Source organism: Pseudomonas sp. MYb193 (genome assembly GCF_002966775.1).
In the GTDB taxonomy this organism is placed as follows: Bacteria; Pseudomonadota; Gammaproteobacteria; order Pseudomonadales; family Pseudomonadaceae; genus Aquipseudomonas; species Aquipseudomonas paracarnis.
In genome coordinates this window covers 2,059,399-2,075,907 of the sequence record NZ_CP023269.1, presented here as the reverse complement: position 1 = coordinate 2,075,907, position 16,509 = coordinate 2,059,399, and the positions used below count along the sequence as shown (strand labels likewise).

Genomic DNA, 16,509 nt, shown 5'->3' with positions numbered 1-16,509 from the left:
TTCCTCAGTTGAAACCACTGGTGGAAATAAAGTCGACATCGGTCTTGGGCTCGGCCCGCATCAGCAACTCGATGACCTGGTTCAGGGTGCGCCCTTCGAACAGGATCGCATGCAGGCCGGCGACCAGCGGCATGTACACGCCCACTTCCTGGGCCCTGGCCTTCAAGACCTTGAGGGTGTTGACCCCCTCGGCCACTTCGCCCAGACGCGTCACCGCTTCCTCCAGGCTCAGCCCTTGGCCCAAGGCGAACCCGACCTGGTAGTTGCGGCTTTTGGGCGAAGAACAGGTGACGATCAAGTCCCCTACGCCCGCCAGGCCGAGGAAGGTCATCGGGTTGGCGCCCTGGTTCACCGCAAAACGTGTCATCTCGGCCAGTGCGCGGGTAATCAGCATGCTCTTGGTGTTTTCGCCCATGCCCAGGGCCACGGCCATGCCAGCAATGATCGCGTAGACGTTTTTCAAGGCCCCGCCCAATTCGACGCCGAAGCGATCGGCGCTGGCGTAGACCCGGAAGGTACGGCCGTGCAGCACGGCCTGGACGCGCTCGCACAAAGCCTCGTCTTCACTGGCGACCACGGTGGCGGTCAACGCGTGCTCGGCGACTTCCCGTGCAAGGTTTGGCCCGGACAGCACGCCAATGCGTGCCTGAGGGGCAATTTCGGTGAGGATTTCACTCATCAACTTGAAAGTATGGGCTTCGATGCCCTTGGTCAGGCTGACCAGTAACTTGCCGGCCAAGCGTTCGGCGTGTGGCGCCAGTACCGAGCGCAAGGCGCTGGAAGGCAGCGCGACAAAGCACAGGTCGCAGGCCGTGAGGGTTTCCAGCAGGTCGGTCACCGGCTCGACGGCGGGATGAATCTTGATACCTTTAAGGTAACGAGGGTTTTCGCGATGCACGCGAATGGCTTCGGCCTGCTCGGGATCGCGCATCCACTGGCGCACCGCGTGACCGTTCTCGGCCAGCAGGTTAGCCACGGCGGTACCAAAACTTCCGCCTCCCAGGACCGCAATAGGGCGCTGTTCAGTCATATGCAATCCGTTAATCCATACCAGTGGCGATGGCGGCATTATACGGGGCGCCCCGCTTGCGGCCAGCCCCCGTATCAATTCGCGCGAGTCAGAAAATGCCAGAGGCGTGCGAAGTAAATGCAAGTCCGACGACTGGCAAACAGCCGCACCTCGGTTAACATGGGCGGCTATCCGCAATTAACAAGGCCGTGCCGTGTATCTGGGCCCTCCTCCTCGCTCATCATTATTGTTGCTGCTGTTGTGTGCTACCTGCGCGCAGGCCGACGATCTGTTCCTCGACAGCCAGCCGCTGCCCCAGGTCTTGACCGCCACGCGCCTCAAGCAATCGGCCGCCGCCGTGCCCGGCAGCATGACGGTGATCGACAGTGAGCTGATCAAGGCCAGCGGCGCCCGGGACATCTCGGAACTGCTGCGGCTGGTCCCGGGGATGATGGTCGGCTACACCAGCGGCAACCAGGCGTCGGTGAATTACCATGGCACCAGCGCCAGTGACGCACGGCGCATGCAGGTGCTGATCGACGGTCGCTCGGTCTATCGCGCCGGCCTGGCCACGGTGGATTGGAGCGATATCCCGGTGGCCATGGAGGACATCGAGCGCATTGAGGTCTTTCGCGGCCCCAACACCGTCAGCTACGGTGCCAATGCGCTGATGGCGGTGGTGAATATTCTCACCCGCTCGCCAGCCAACAGCCACGGCTCGCGGGTAAAGGTCATCCGTGGTGAGCGTGGCATCAATGACTTCTATGCCAGCCAGGGTGTGGGCTGGGAGACCGGCAATTTGCGCTTGTCTCTGTCCGGGCAACAGGACGATGGTTTTGACAGCGACGCGGTCGGCGCCGACCGCCGTGACGGGCGTCGCCTCAACCGTTTCAGCCTGGCGGTGAGCCAGGCCTTGAACGCGCAACAAAGTCTCGATTGGCAACTGAACGTCAAGGAAGGCACCAACCAGCGCCCTTATACCTACACCCCGGTGTTTGCCGGAATTACCGAAGGCGGCACCAATTCTGATGTCACCGCCAAGGACTACGCAGGGTCCCTGCGCTGGAACTTCGACTTCAACCCCGACCACAGCCTGTATATCCAGGGCTCGGCACAGCAATGGGACCGCAAGCAAATCTGGAAAGCCTGTGACGCCAAGGCCTCGTTCAGCCCTGAACTGACCCAGCTATGGCAGCTCAACCCCAACTATGCCGAATTGCTGGCACGGCACATGGACACCTACAGCCAAGGCTCCGCCCCACCGGGTAACGCCGCCGAACAGGCCTTGGCCAACCAGGTGCTGGACCAGTGGCGCAACGGTGCCAACCAAAGCGTGTGCGGCGATATCGACCAAAGCACCCGCGAAAGCCGCTACGACGTGGAGATCCAGGACACGCTCAGCCTCTCCGACAGCCTGCGCCTGGTCAGCGGCATGAATTACCGCTATGACCGCGCCGACTCCGAAACCTACTTCAATGGCACCCTGGACGACACCACCTGGCGCCTGTTCGGCCACCTGGAATGGCGCGCCAGCGAGCACTGGCTGCTGCAAGGTGGCGCCATGTACGAAGACACCCACCTGAGCGGCAACTCGCTCACGCCGCGTGTGGCGGTCAATTACCTGATCAATCCCCGCCACGGCTTGCGTGCGGTGTACTCCGAGGCAATCCGCTCGCCGGACATGTTCGAGAACAACGTCAATTGGAGCTACCGCGTCACCAATCTCAGCTCCCCGACCTACGGGCAAAACGCCGGTCAATATTTTGTCGTGACGCGCGGCCCCGGCAACCTCGACAAAGAGTTGATGCGCTCGCGCGAGCTAGGCTACAACGGCTTCTTTGCCGAGCTGGGGCTGAATGTCGACGTGAAGCTGTTCTATGACGAAATCACCGACATGATCAGCTCGCCGCTGCGCAACAACCAATACATCGCCAGCAACGCCAACAGCTCGCGCTTTAGCGGTGCCGAGTCGCAGTTCGACTGGCGCGTGAGTAACGCCGACCGCCTGCGCCTGACCTATGCTTATGTAGACGCCACCTCCAGCAACCCGCTGGACAAAGCGCAAACCGCGCGTAACAGTGGCTCGGCCGGTTGGCTGCGTGAGTGGGGCCAGGGTTGGTCCAGCGCCTTGTTCTACTATGGCGACGACGCACTCAACCAATATCGCTTCCAGCGGGTCGACCTGCGGGTGGCCAAGCGCATTGCCGTAGGCAAAGCCAATGTGGAGCTGGCGGGCATGTTGCAGCAACGCCTGGACAACCAGCCCACCACCTGGGCCGACAACAACTACGACCATCGCCACGTTCTCTACTTCAGCGCCGAGCTGGACTTCTGACATGGCCGACCAGTCACGGATGACCCTCTTCTTGGCTTCACGGTTTTGGCGCCGCGCCCTGCTGCTCGCGTGCCTGTTGCTGGCGGCGCCGGCGTGGAGCGCAAACATCCTGCTGACGGCCGCCGAAGACAGCACCGGCGTGCGCGCCTTTACCCAGGCCCTTGCCCAACAACGCCCCGAAGACCAGGTGAGCTTCACGCCACTCAAGCAGTTGCCAGCGCCCAGTCACCTGCCTGCCAGCACACGCCTGATTCTCCTTGACCTGCCGAGTCTGGACTGGCGCCTGCAGGATGCTCAGGGGCCACCAACCCTGGTGCTGCGCATCAGCCGTCTGCAGGCCCGACAACGCCTGGGCAACTTGCACCCGGCAAAAATCAGTCTGCTATGGAGCGACCCGCCGCTGGAACGTCAGTTGCGCCTGATCGCCAATATCCTGCCCCAGGCCCGGCGCGTCGGCGTGCTGTACGGCGTCGATAGCGAGTTCCTGCTGCGCGAACTGATCCAGTTCGCCAAACCCATGGGCCTGGAAATCATGCCCCAGCTCTGGGACAACACCAGCGACAGTCGCCCACTGCAAACCCTGTTCAAAAACAGCGACGTGCTACTGGGCCTCGACGACCCGCAGCTGTACAACCCCAAGACCGTAAAAAACCTGTTGCTGAGCAGCTACGCCCAACAACTGCCGTTGGTGGGGCCCAACGCTGGGTTTGTGCGGGCCGGCAGCCTGGCCAGCACCTACAGCGATCAATCCGACTGGCTCGCGGTACTGGACCAACTGCTGGACCAGCCGCCGGCCAGTTGGCCCAGCACGCTCTACCCGCAGTACTTCAAAGTCGTGGGCAACCCACAAGTCGCGCGCTCACTGGGCATCGAACAGGTCGATGAAATCGCCGTTGCCGCCCGCCTGGCCGAAGGAGAACAACGCCCATGACCTTGCGCCGTCGTTGGGATATCAACACCCGCACCCAGCTCATTACCCTGGGCCCTGCGCTGCTGTTGACCCTGCTGCTCATCACCTTCTTCACCTTCGTGCGCATCCAGGACTTGCGCCAGGAGCTGGACCACACCGGTCAATTGATCGCCAACCAGCTGGCGCCTGCCACTGAGTACGGCGTGATTTCCGGCAACAACGATGTGCTTGAAACCCTGCTGCGTGCGACCTTGGCCACACCCCATGTGCGCTTCCTGGAGATCCAGGACAGCGCCGAGAACATTTTGGTGTATGTGGAGCAGCCGTCCGAGCGGCATGACCGTTCGCTGTCGGTGAAGGTGTTCCAGGCACCGATCCGCCTGCAACACATCCAGCTCAACAATGACTTTTTCCAGGACAACCTCAGCGAACCCAAGGCCCCCCGCGCGGACTACCTGGGGCGGGTGATTGTGGGCATGTCCAACGACGCCTTCAGCCAGCGCCAGCAGGAAATCCTGTTCAAGGCAGGGGTACTGGCGCTGTTTGCCCTGCTGTTTACCTTCCTGCTGGCGCGACGCTTGTCGGCCAGCCTGTCACAGCCGATCAGCGCCATGGGGCACGCGGTCAAGGCCATCCAGCAAGGCGATTACAAGACGCCACTGCCCATCGTCGATGACTCGGAATTGGGCGACCTCTCGCGGCATATCAACAACCTGGCCGAGGGCCTTCAACAGGCCAGTCGCGAACAGCAACAAGCCATGGCCCAGTTGATCCAGACCCGTGAAGAAGCCGAGCGGGCGAACAACGCCAAGTCGGATTTTCTGGCGATGATGAGCCACGAACTGCGCACGCCCATGAACGGCGTGCTGGGCATGCTGCAACTGCTGGAAACCACGGAGATGACCGAGGAGCAGACCGAGTACGCGGCGCTGGCGTGCGAGTCCACCGAGCATTTGCTCAAGGTGATCAATGACATCCTCGATTTCTCACGCATTGAACGCGCCGCCCTGGAACTGGAACATATTCCGTTCAACCTGGCCGATCTGATCAACAGCTGCGCCCAGGCTTTCCAGCACAGCGCCCAGCAGCGCGGGCTGAGCCTGGAACTGCCCATTCCCATGGGCATGGAGGCTCTGCGTGTGCGCGGCGACCCGACGCGGATCCGCCAGATTCTGGTGAACCTGATCGGCAATGCATTGAAATTTACCGAACATGGCAGCGTGACCGTGGAGCCCCACTGGCAAACCCTGGACCATGAGTTGGTGTGGTTCACCTGCACCGTACGCGACAGCGGTATCGGTATTTCCGCCGAACGCCTGGATTTGATGTTCGATGCATTCCAGCAGGCAGACAGCTCCATTTCCAGGCGTTACGGTGGCACGGGCCTGGGCCTGCCGATTGCGCGCACCCTGGCCGAACGTATGGGTGGCACCTTGCGCGCCCAGAGCGAAGAAGGTCGAGGTTCAGTGTTCACCTTGGAGATTCCGCTGGCCATTGACCAGCAGCATGCGCCGGTCACCGCACCTGACGCGCTTGGCAAAGCCAGCGCCGGCGATGGGCGCCATGTGCTGTTGGTAGAGGACAACCCGGTCAACCGCACCGTGGTCGAAGCGATGCTGCGCAGCCTGGGCTTTGAAGTCAGCCTGGCCACGGACGGCGCCGAAGCGATCCGCAGCGCCGAGAGCCTGATTTTCACCGCTATCCTGATGGATTGTCGCCTGCCCTTGATCGACGGCTACGAAGCCACACGGCAGATTCGCCAACTGCCCGGTTGCGCCGATCTGCCCATCATCGCCCTGACGGCCAACGCCTTGCAGGGCGATCGCGAAGCCTGCCTGGCAGCCGGAATGAACGATTACCTGGCCAAGCCGTTCAAACGCACGGATTTGCAGCAAATCCTGCAGCGCTGGGTGCAATAGCGCCGCGCCATCAGCCAACTGCGACTGGCGTGAAAGACGAAAGTGCGGCAGTCTTAGGCACCCGAACGGGCTGATAAACAGGCCCGGTTTAAAATTTCAGTGAACAAGTGTACATTCAGTGCCTTGCCGCTGTGACTTTCACTACAACGCAATAGTCTATGTGTAGGCTGCCGCTATGAGGCATGAACGCTTCATTCGGTTCGGGAAGATTTGCCCTACCCTGCCGCATGGGATTATTGAGGAGCTCGCATGACCAAACAAAACGCCTTTACTCGGGAAGACCTGCTGCGCTGCAGTCGCGGTGAGCTGTTCGGCCCAGGTAACGCGCAACTGCCCGCCCCGAACATGCTGATGGTGGATCGCATCACCCATATCAGCGAAGAGGGTGGCAAGTACGGCAAAGGTGAATTGGTCGCCGAGCTGGATATCACCCCTGACCTGTGGTTCTTCGCTTGCCACTTCGAAGGCGACCCTGTGATGCCAGGTTGCCTGGGCCTTGACGCCATGTGGCAACTGGTCGGCTTCTACCTGGGCTGGCAAGGCCTGCCGGGCCGCGGTCGCGCCCTGGGTTCGGGCGAAGTGAAGTTCTTTGGCCAGGTACTGCCGAGCGCCAAGAAAGTCACCTACAACATTCAAATCAAGCGCGTCCTCAAGGGCAAGCTGAACCTGGCCATTGCCGACGGTTCGGTGACTGTCGACGGTCGCGAGATCTATACTGCCGAAGGCCTTCGGGTCGGCGTATTCACTTCCACTGACAACTTTTAAGGGTTATCCGCATGCGCCGCGTCGTTATCACTGGTCTGGGCATCGTTTCTTGCCTGGGCAATGACAAAGAGACCGTCACCGCTAACCTGCGTGCAAGTCGCCCTGGCATCCGCTTCAACCCGGAATATGCCGAAATGGGTCTGCGTAGCCAGGTTTCCGGCTCCATTGACCTGCCCATCGAAGAACTGATCGATCGCAAGATCTATCGCTTCGTCGGCCACGCTGCCGCCTACGCCTACCTGGCCATGAAAGACGCGATCGCCGACTCCGGCCTGAGCGAAGACCAGGTTTCGAACGTACGCACCGGCCTGATCGCCGGCTCCGGCGGCGCATCGACCCTCAACCAGATGGAAGCGCTGGACATCCTGCGCGAAAAAGGCGTGAAGCGCGTCGGCCCTTACCGTGTCACGCGGACCATGGGCAGCACCGTTTCCGCCTGCCTGGCTACGCCGTTCCAGATCAAGGGCGTGAACTACTCGATCTCCTCCGCATGCGCCACCAGCGCCCACTGCATCGGGACTGCCGTTGAGCAGATCCAACTGGGCAAGCAGGACATCGTGTTTGCCGGCGGCGGTGAAGAAGAGCATTGGAGCCAGTCTTTCCTGTTCGACGCCATGGGTGCCTTGTCCACCCAGTACAACGAAACCCCGGAAAAAGCCTCCCGTGCCTACGACGCCAAGCGTGACGGTTTCGTCATCGCCGGTGGTGGTGGCATGGTGGTGGTCGAGGAGCTGGAACACGCCCTGGCCCGTGGCGCGAAGATCTACGCGGAAATCGTCGGCTACGGCGCGACGTCCGACGGCTACGACATGGTTGCGCCAAGCGGTGAAGGCGCCATCCGCTGCATGCAGATGGCAATGTCCACCGTCGATACCCCAATCGACTACCTGAACACCCACGGCACTTCGACCCCGGTCGGCGATGCCAAGGAAATGGAAGGCGTGCGCGCGGTATTTGGCGACAAGGCTCCGAAGATCAGCTCCACCAAGAGCCTGTCGGGTCACTCCCTGGGCGCCGCTGGCGTTCACGAAGCGATCTATTGCCTGCTGATGATGGAAGGCAACTTCATGGCCGGCTCGGCCAACATCGACGAGATTGATCCGGTTGTGGCCGATATGCCAATCCTGACCAAGACCGTTGAAAACGCCAAGATCGACACCGTGATGAGCAACAGCTTTGGTTTTGGTGGCACCAATGCCACCTTGGTACTCAAGCGCTGGCAGGGCAAGTAAGCTCGCAGGTTGATCACACGAAAAAGCCCCGACTGGTTCGGGGCTTTTTTTGCGCTTTGATTTGAAACCGCGTCGCCTTCATCGCAGGCAAGCCAGCTCCCACATTCGACCGCGTTCATCCTGAAGGAATACGGTCCAGTGTGGGAGCTGGCTTGCCTGCGGCTGGGCCGCCCCGGTTCCCCGCCCTACACCGAAAACCGCGCCACCATCGAATTCAGATCCACCGCCAACCGCGACAACTCCTGACTCGCTGCACTGGTCTGGTTAGCCCCGGTCGATGTCTGGTGCGCCAGGTCGCGGATATTCATCAGGTTACGATCCACCTCCCGAGCCACCGCCGCCTGCTGCTCCGACGCGCTGGCAATCACCAGGTTGCGTTCGTTGATCAAGGTGAATGCCGAGGCAATCTCTTCCAGGGCCATGCCCGCCGATTTGGCGATATCCAGTGTAGAGCGCGCCCGTGTATTGCTCTGCTGCATCGAGCTGACAGCCTGGTCGGTGCCCTGCTGAATCCCGCTGATCATCTGCTCGATTTCCTGGGTCGACTGTTGCGTGCGATGGGCCAAGGCCCGCACTTCATCGGCTACCACCGCAAACCCGCGCCCGGCATCCCCCGCTCGCGCCGCTTCAATCGCCGCGTTCAGTGCCAGCAAGTTGGTTTGCTCGGCAATCGAGCGAATCACATCCAGCACTGTGCTGATGCCATAGACCTTTTGCGCCAGCGCTTCGACCTGGGTCACATTGGCGGTCACATCGGTCGCGAGGGCTTCAATCGACACCACCGTCTGCTGCACCTGCTCACGCCCTTGCTGGGCAATCCGGTCGGATTCGCGAGATGCCTGGGACGTGGCCACGGCATTGCTCGCTACCTCCTCCACCGCCACCGTCATCTGATTGACTGCCGTGGCCGCCTGTTCGATTTCCTGGTTCTGCTGGTGCAAACCACGGGTCGCATCCTCGGTGACGCAACTGAGCTCTTCGGAAGCCGACGCCAATTGGTTCGACGATTCTGAGATGCGCCGGATAGTGTCGCGCAAGCTCTCCTGCATGCGCTTGAGCGCCTGTTGCAAGCGCGCCGGCTCGTCGCTGCCACTGAGCCTGATGTCGCCCGTCAAGTCGCCACTGGCAACGCCCTGGGCCACTTTCAACGACTGTGCCAGCGGCAGCACGATGCTGCGCGTCAGCAACACCGCCAGGCCAATCGTGATCAACGCCGTGACGCCAATCATGACCATCACCCAGACCCGCGACTGGCTGAACACCTGCTGTGCCAGCCGGGCGGCCTCGTTGGCGCTGGACTTGTTCAGATTGACCAACTCACGCAGCGTCACGGCCATCTGGTCAGCCATCTGATTCATTTCGCCATTGACCACCGCAATGGCCTCCTCCAGCCGATTGGCCTTGGATAAGCCCACCACCTGCTCCTGGCGTTGCAGGTACTGCTGCTCCTCGACCTTGAAGCGATCAAACAGCACGCGCTCCTCAGGCAAGACGATCAATGCCTCGTAAACGCCTTCAGCGTGGTGCAAACCGGTTTTGATCTCGGCAATTTTCTGCTCGTTCTGCGCCACCGCCTGGGGGTCGCGGTTGACCAGCAAGCGCAACGTCAGCGCCCGAATGCGCAACACATCCTGGTTCATCTCCCCCACCGCCATCACGCTGGGCAGCCAATTGGTCTCCACCTGGTCCGACTGCTGGCGCATATTGGCCATCTGCAACAGGGCAAAGCCGCCCAAGACGAACACCATCAACGCCAGCACACCAAAGCCCAGGCCGGCGCGAGGGGCGATATTCAAACTGCGGATATTCATGCCAGGGTTCCTTCCAAAAGTACTGCATCCACCTGCAGCGGGTCTCTTGGACGTTATCGGCACCTCAGGTCATTGGCATAAGATCAAAACGCGATATCAACGCGCGTCGCCATCGCGAGACGGCTTGGGCAGGATGGCCAGGAAATTGTCGCGCGCAACCTTGTAGGCAACGTCTTCGGGCAACGCATCGAGGAAAGGATCGAAACGGCGCATCTCCTTGCCCAACTTATTGAAGCGCCCCACAACATCGGAGCCGAGCATGAAGCGATCCGGGAAGCGCTCCACCAGCGCAACCCATTGCGGCCGTGGCTTGCCGGCGTCATCCAGCAGATAGGGCGTGAGCATGCTCCAGGACAGGTCGATATACAGGTTGGGGTACGCCTCAAGCAGGCGCGTCAGGGTAGGCAACAAGAAGTCCATCTGCACCTGATGACGGTGAATTTCCTTGCTGGTACCGGCATGGGCCCAGATAAAACGCGTGTGCGGGTGATTGCGTAACGGCTGTTCGACTTCCGCCAGGTACAGCGGGTTGCGCTCACGTTTGGAGGTGATGTTGGAGTGCAGCAGCACCGGCAGGTCGTTTTCGGCCGCCAGGTGATAGATGCGCGTCATGGCTTCGTTATTGGCACGCGGGGTGTCGCCGGAGGTCAGGGCGGTAAGGTCATCGTGCCGGGTGAACACTTCACCGATGCCCTGCCACAGCCCTGGATTGAGGTCGAGCATGCGCTGGATATGGACCGCAGAGTTCTTGTCGTTGGGATTGAAACCGGCGAGAAAGGGATGAAAGTGCTGACGTTGCTCGGGGGAAAGTTTATTGACCGCCGCCGCGACGATCACATCCGTGGCGCTGTACCAATAGGCATCGGCGTCGTCACCGGCGTAGTAGCGCGGGCGCTTGGGCTCGTCTTCGTGCCATTTCTTGGCCACGGGAATCCCGGAAATCATGACGTGTTCAATGCGGTTGTCCGCCATGGCCTTGAGCAGCTTGTCCATGCCAGCGGTTTCCTGGAAAAAATCCACGTAGTGCAGGTGCGCGTCGCTGTAGGCATAGTCACGGGCCTGCGCGACAAGGCTGCTGGCGGCGAGCAACAAGGCAAGACTCAGGCGGGCTCCAGACACGGTAAAACCTCAATAAGGGTTGATACGGGTAGACCTTGCGCCAGCCTTCAGGGTTCAGCATGGAAAAAACCGGAACACTGGGGTGCCAGCATGCTCTATAACTGCATGACCTTCATCCTGCGCCCTTATGAGGTTTGCCATGCCTGTTACCGTTAATACGCTGAACGCTGAAAACTTCCGTCACAGCGTGAATATCAATAATCACGAGCTGTTTACCGACCTGCCCAAGAGCCTGGGCGGTGACGACTCGGCGCCCTCCCCCCACGATTATTTCGATGCTGCGCTGGCGTCGTGCAAAGCCTTGACCGTAAGGCTCTACGCGCAGAAAAAAGATATCCCGCTGACCGGCGTGACCGTGGAGGTCACTCACGACAGCGACGAAGAGCAAAAGGGTAAATACAAGCTCAACGTCAAGCTGACCCTCAAGGGCGTACTCACTGACGCCCAGCGCGATGAACTGCATCGCGTGGCCGATAAGTGCCCGGTACATAAGCTGATGACCACCGCCGAAGTCACTATCGAGACGAAATTGTCGGAAGGCGCCTTCAGCCAATAGCCCCAACTTCCCATCGAGCGGGTTATGCTCAAAGCATCCAACCCGCTCAGACTGGGATGCCCATGACCACCCTCACCGTGATTCGCCCTCGCCCCGAAGATGTAGAAGGCCAGCCTATCCTGCGGCCCCTGCCCTCGCGTGAATGCCGCAGCGTCGGGCCCTTTGTGTTTTTCGACCATATGCTGCCGACCCGCTACGCACCGGGTAACGGCATGAATATCCGCCAGCATCCCCACATCGGCCTGTCCACCCTCACCTACCTGTTTGAAGGCACCTTGCAGCATAAAGACAGCCTTGGCTCGGACCAGGTGGTGCAAGCCGGCGATGTCAGCTGGATGACCGCCGGCAGCGCGATTGCCCACGTCGAGCGCACACCTGAAGCGGTCAAGGCCAGGGGTTTCAACCTGCATGGCCTGCAGGTGTGGCTGGCCTCGCCCAAGGACCACGAGACCGGGCCCGGACACTACAGCCATCACCCAGCCGCAAGTTTGCCGATAAGCGATAACCTCGGCGTGCAGGTGCGTTTGATCGCCGGTGATGGTTTTTGCCTCAGATCACCGGTGCCGGTGCTGTCGCCGACGCTGTATGCCGAGGTACAGATGCAAACCGCCACCACCCTGTTGATTCCGGATGAACATGAGGAACGTGCGGTGTATGTGCTGGAGGGTGAGGTGCAATTGGACGGTGAAGCCCTGGAGGTCAACAGCTTGGTGGTATTGCCGACTGGGCAGGAGATGACTCTGTATGCCGAGAGTGATTGCCACCTGATGGTATTTGGCGGGGCACCGCTGGATGGGCCACGGCGGATCAACTGGAATTTTGTGGCGAGCGACCCGGCTGTGATCGAGCAGGCGAGACAGCGTTGGGCGGCTGGGGATTGGCCCACTGTGCCGGGGGAGTCAGAAAGAATCGAGTTGCCTGTTAGATAGCATTCGCGAGCAAGCCCGCTCCCACATTTGACTGCGTTCACAGATCGAAATGTGGGAGCGGGCTTGCTCGCGAAAAGGCCCGAACAGGCGCCGAAGCATCAGCCTTTGAACACTTCATCCAACAAGTTATGCATCGACTGGAAAGCCCGTGCGGCGGTCTTGGCGTCGTACATCATCTTGCCCGGCACATTGGCATGGGGGTCAGTGAAGGAATGCACCGCGCCGCCGTAACTGAGCAACTGCCAATCCACACCCGCCGCGTTCATTTCATCTTCGAACGCCGGCAATTGCTCTTTGGGTACCAACGGGTCCGAGGCGCCATGCAGCACCAGCACTGAACCCTTGATGTTTTTCGCGTCTGCGGGGTTCGGTGTATCCAGAGTGCCATGGAACGACACGGCAGCCTTCAGCGGCGCGCCGGTACGGGCCAGCTCCAGGGAGCAGCAACCGCCAAAGCAGAAGCCGAAGGTGGCCAGTTTCGATGTGTCCACTGCGGCTTCAGTCTGGCCTTGCAGTTGCTCGAAGGCGGCTTGCATGCGCTTGTTCAGCAACGGGCGATCATTCTTCAACGGCATCATCGCCGCGCCCGCTTCATCGCCATTTGAAGGACGTACGTTTTGCCCGTAGAGGTCGGCAATCAGCACCACGTAGCCTTTGCCGGCAACGGCCTGCGCGATCTCTTCGGCCCCCGCACTCACGCCCATCCAGTTCGGCGCCATCAGCAGTCCCGGCAACGGGCCCTTGTGGCTGGCATCGAATGCCAGACGGCTTTCATAAGACTGGCCATCAATCTGATAGACCACGGAACGTACAATGACTTGGCTCATGATTCACTCCAGTTGAGGTGCGCACAAACGAAAAAACCCGCCGAAGCGGGTTTTTCTACAACGGTGTTAAACCGACAATTCAACCAACAGCTTGTTCAGTCGGCGCACATACGCGGCCGGGTCCTTCAAGCTGTCGCCGGCTGCCAGGGCGGCCTGGTCGAAGAGGATGTGCGACAGGTCGCCAAACCGCTCTTCGCTCTGCTCGCCATCGAGTTTCTCGATCAACGGGTGAGATGGGTTGAACTCGAAGATCGGCTTGGAATCCGGCACTTTCTGGCCGCTGGCTTCGAGGATCTGGCGCATTTGCATGCCCAGGTCCTGCTCGCCGATGGCCAGGATCGCCGGGGAATCGGTCAGGCGGTGGGAAACCCGCACTTCACTCACCGCTTCGCCCAGGGAAGCCTTGATGCGCTCAACCAGGCCCTCTTTGGACTTGGCGACTTCTTCGGCTTCTTTCTTCTCTTCTTCGGAGTCCAGGTTACCCAGGTCCAGGTCACCACGGGCCACGTCGACGAAGGTTTTGCCGTCGAACTCGGTGAGGTAGCTCATCAGCCACTCATCGATGCGGTCGGTCAGCAGCAGCACTTCGATGCCTTTCTTGCGGAAGACTTCCAGGTGCGGGCTGTTCTTGACCTGGGCGTAGGTTTCGCCGGTCAGGTAGTAGATCTTGTCCTGACCTTCCTTGGCACGTGCCAGGTAGTCAGCCAGGGACACAACCTGCTCGCCGTCTTCGCCTTGAGTCGAGGCAAAACGCAGCAAACCGGCGATTTTTTCCTTGTTGGCAAAATCTTCCGCCGGGCCTTCTTTCATGACCTGGCCGAAGTTTTTCCAGAAGCTCTTGTATTGCTCAGGCTCGTTCTTCGCCAGCTTTTCCAGCATGTCGAGTACGCGCTTGGTCAGCGCCGACTTCATGGAATCGATGATCGGGTCTTTCTGCAGGATTTCCCGCGACACGTTCAGCGACAGGTCGTTGGAGTCGACCACACCTTTGATAAAGCGCAGGTACAGCGGCAGGAAGGATTCCGCCTGGTCCATTACGAACACGCGCTGCACGTACAGCTTCAGGCCTTTTGGCGCCTCACGCTGGTACAGGTCGAACGGAGCACGGGCCGGTACGTAGAGCAGCGAGCTGTATTCGAGCTTGCCTTCAACCTTGTTGTGGCTCCAGCTCAGCGGGTTCTCGTAGTCGTGCCCGATGTGCTTGTAAAACTCCTGGTATTCCTCGTCCTTGATCTCGGTACGCGGACGGGTCCACAGGGCGCTGGCGCGGTTGACGGTTTCCCACTCCACCGCGGGAGCTTCTTCGCCTTCGGCAACGGTCTGTTCCTTGGGCAACTCGATCGGCAACGCGATGTGGTCGGAATACTTCTTGATGATGTTGCGCAGGCGCCAGCCATCGGCGAATTCGTCTTCACCGGCTTTCAGGTGCAGCACGATGCGCGTGCCACGGTCAGCCTTGTCGATAGTGGCGATTTCAAATTCGCCCTCGCCCTTGGAAGCCCAGTGCACGCCCTCGCTGGCGTCAAGGCCGGCGCGGCGGCTGAATACTTCAACCTTGTCGGCGACGATGAAGGCCGAATAGAAGCCCACGCCGAATTGGCCGATCAGGTGAGAGTCTTTTTTCTGGTCGCCCGACAGGTTCTTCATGAAATCTGCGGTGCCGGACTTGGCGATGGTCCCCAGGTGGGTGATCGCATCGTCACGGCTCATGCCGATACCGTTGTCTTCGAGGGTGACGGTCTTGGCGTCTTTGTCGTAGCTCACACGGATCTTGAGTTCCGCGCCGCCTTCCAGCAACTCAGGCTTGGACAGGGCTTCGAAACGTAATTTATCGACAGCGTCAGAGGCGTTCGAGATCAATTCGCGAAGGAAAATTTCCTTGTTGGAATACAGCGAATGGATCATGAGGTGCAGCAGTTGCTTCACCTCGGTCTGGAAGCCCAGGGTTTCCTTTTGAGTTTCCACACTCATGGTCATCAAACTCCAATTGGATGGCAATGGCCGCGCCCTTGAGGGTTGGCGGCGGGTTGTCATCAAAGTTGGGGACTAAGACCAGGATTTCAAGGGCGAACCAATTCCTCAATTTTGAAATGTGCCCGGGCAGTGGCAATCGGTTCGGCCGGTGTGCTCTGCCAGGCGGTAATCGCCACGTTGGCCACGCGCCGGCCCTGGCGCCATACCTGACACTTGGCATAAGTGTCCCGAAACTGGCCGGCGCGCAGGTAATCCAGGGAGAAGTCGATGATTTTCGGCAGGCCCGGAGCGCCAGTGAACACCAGCAGGTGCATGGCGGCTGCCAGCTCCATGAAGCCGGCGATCACCCCGCCATGCAACGCTGGCAATATGGGGTTACCAATATTGTCCTTGCTGGCCGGCAGGCGAAACAGCAACTCATCCCCCAGGCGGGTGCATTCGATGCCGATCAGTCTGGCATAGGGCACCAGCTCGAGCAGCGCATCGTAGTTGCCACGGTCGAGGGCTTGCTCCAGGCGCGTCTTGAACCGATGCGTCATGCCTGTTCTCCCTTGATGACAGTGCCCAAGCCTTGGGTGCCTTTGAGGCGCTTGCCCATGCGCATGAACGTGCCTACCACATGGGCGATAGGTTGTTGCGGGTCATCCTGATAAGCAACGCCACGGGTGAAGATCACGTCGGTGGTGACCCGGTAGCATTGCGCGAAGCCATACACCGGCTTATGGGGTTCGGCGGGATGCATGTAGTCGATACGCAGGTCCAGGGTGGGGCACACCTCGAACTCGGGCAATACGCACAGGGTCGCCATGCCGCAAGCGGTGTCCATCAAGGAGGTCAGCGCGCCGCCGTGGATCACCCCGGTCAGGGGATCACCGACAATATGCGGCCCATAAGGCAGTACGAGGGTCATGCCCTCCTCGCTGGCTTCATGCACCGCCACACCCAGCACCTGGCAATGGCGCAGGGCCGAAACGAAGCGCACGGCACGCTCCAACAAAGGGTTTTCGGTCATTGTGTTTAGACTCTTATTAGTGTGAATTCGGCGGATGGGAATGACTGGGTAAAGTTCCTGTACGAAACATGCTATATATCTGTGGGACATAAGGAACTAATGCTGGCCCCT

General features: G+C 60.3%; 14 protein-coding genes. 7 read left to right on the top strand and 7 right to left on the bottom strand.

All coding sequences use genetic code 11. The features are described 5' to 3' along the window. Positions 1-4: 4 nt before the first annotated feature. The gene (locus CLM72_RS09770) at positions 5-1,030 is read right to left on the bottom strand and encodes an NAD(P)H-dependent glycerol-3-phosphate dehydrogenase (protein WP_105226299.1); all 1,026 of its coding nucleotides are present in this window, start codon (positions 1,028-1,030) and stop codon (positions 5-7) included. Positions 1,031-1,223: 193 nt separating this feature from the next. On the opposite strand from CLM72_RS09770, the gene CLM72_RS09765 reads away from it, so the two are divergent. The 5 genes from CLM72_RS09765 to fabB all read left to right on the top strand — a co-directional run bounded on the left by CLM72_RS09765 (position 1,224) and on the right by fabB (position 8,170). Then, on the top strand, positions 1,224-3,344 hold the full coding sequence (locus CLM72_RS09765) for a TonB-dependent siderophore receptor (RefSeq protein WP_105226298.1): 2,121 nt from the start codon (positions 1,224-1,226) through the stop codon (positions 3,342-3,344). Position 3,345: 1 nt separating this feature from the next. Beyond that, positions 3,346-4,275 carry an ABC transporter substrate-binding protein gene (locus tag CLM72_RS09760; RefSeq protein WP_105226297.1) on the top strand — a complete coding sequence of 310 codons (930 nt, stop codon included), beginning with the start codon at positions 3,346-3,348 and terminating at the stop codon, positions 4,273-4,275. Beyond that, on the top strand, positions 4,272-6,173 hold the full coding sequence (locus CLM72_RS09755) for an ATP-binding protein (RefSeq protein ID WP_054899022.1): 1,902 nt from the start codon (positions 4,272-4,274) through the stop codon (positions 6,171-6,173). The genes CLM72_RS09760 and CLM72_RS09755 overlap by 4 nt, the downstream gene beginning before the upstream one ends. 249 nt (positions 6,174-6,422) lie before the next feature. Then, positions 6,423-6,938 (top strand): 3-hydroxyacyl-[acyl-carrier-protein] dehydratase FabA, encoded by a 516-nt coding sequence (gene fabA, locus CLM72_RS09750; RefSeq protein ID WP_003190035.1) that lies wholly within the window; start codon positions 6,423-6,425, stop codon positions 6,936-6,938. Between the two features lie 11 nt (positions 6,939-6,949). Next, entirely contained in the window at positions 6,950-8,170 is a 1,221-nt protein-coding gene (gene fabB, locus CLM72_RS09745) for a beta-ketoacyl-ACP synthase I (RefSeq protein ID WP_105226296.1), read from the top strand. Between the two features lie 185 nt (positions 8,171-8,355). Here fabB and CLM72_RS09740 read toward each other — a convergent pair whose 3' ends face one another. Both CLM72_RS09740 and CLM72_RS09735 read right to left on the bottom strand, forming a co-directional pair. Then, the gene (locus CLM72_RS09740; RefSeq protein WP_105226295.1) at positions 8,356-9,981 is read right to left on the bottom strand and encodes a methyl-accepting chemotaxis protein; all 1,626 of its coding nucleotides are present in this window, start codon (positions 9,979-9,981) and stop codon (positions 8,356-8,358) included. 96 nt (positions 9,982-10,077) lie between these two features. After that, positions 10,078-11,100: an amidohydrolase family protein gene (locus tag CLM72_RS09735; RefSeq protein WP_105226294.1), complete on the bottom strand. Its 1,023-nt coding sequence runs from the start codon at positions 11,098-11,100 to the stop codon at positions 10,078-10,080. A gap of 139 nt (positions 11,101-11,239) precedes the next feature. On the opposite strand from CLM72_RS09735, the gene CLM72_RS09730 reads away from it, so the two are divergent. Beyond that, positions 11,240-11,656, top strand: coding sequence for an OsmC family protein (locus CLM72_RS09730; protein WP_034127200.1), 417 nt, complete (start codon positions 11,240-11,242; stop codon positions 11,654-11,656). A gap of 62 nt (positions 11,657-11,718) precedes the next feature. Continuing rightward, complete coding sequence (locus tag CLM72_RS09725) at positions 11,719-12,585, top strand: pirin family protein (protein ID WP_054899020.1); 867 nt, start codon at positions 11,719-11,721, stop codon at positions 12,583-12,585. A gap of 98 nt (positions 12,586-12,683) precedes the next feature. Here the strand turns inward: CLM72_RS09725 and CLM72_RS09720 are convergent, their stop codons facing one another. The 4 genes from CLM72_RS09720 to CLM72_RS09705 form a co-directional block, all read right to left on the bottom strand. Then, positions 12,684-13,412, bottom strand: a complete 729-nt coding sequence (locus CLM72_RS09720) for a dienelactone hydrolase family protein (protein WP_105226293.1) — start codon at positions 13,410-13,412, stop codon at positions 12,684-12,686. A gap of 66 nt (positions 13,413-13,478) precedes the next feature. Then, the gene (gene htpG, locus CLM72_RS09715; protein ID WP_014717738.1) at positions 13,479-15,383 is read right to left on the bottom strand and encodes a molecular chaperone HtpG; all 1,905 of its coding nucleotides are present in this window, start codon (positions 15,381-15,383) and stop codon (positions 13,479-13,481) included. Positions 15,384-15,472: 89 nt separating this feature from the next. Beyond that, a complete protein-coding gene (locus CLM72_RS09710) occupies positions 15,473-15,925 on the bottom strand; it encodes a PaaI family thioesterase (RefSeq protein WP_054898383.1) in 453 nt (150 codons plus the stop codon). Continuing rightward, positions 15,922-16,398: a PaaI family thioesterase gene (locus tag CLM72_RS09705; protein ID WP_105226292.1), complete on the bottom strand. Its 477-nt coding sequence runs from the start codon at positions 16,396-16,398 to the stop codon at positions 15,922-15,924. Before CLM72_RS09705 ends, CLM72_RS09710 begins: the two co-directional genes overlap by 4 nt. Between the last annotated feature and the right edge of the window lie 111 nt (positions 16,399-16,509).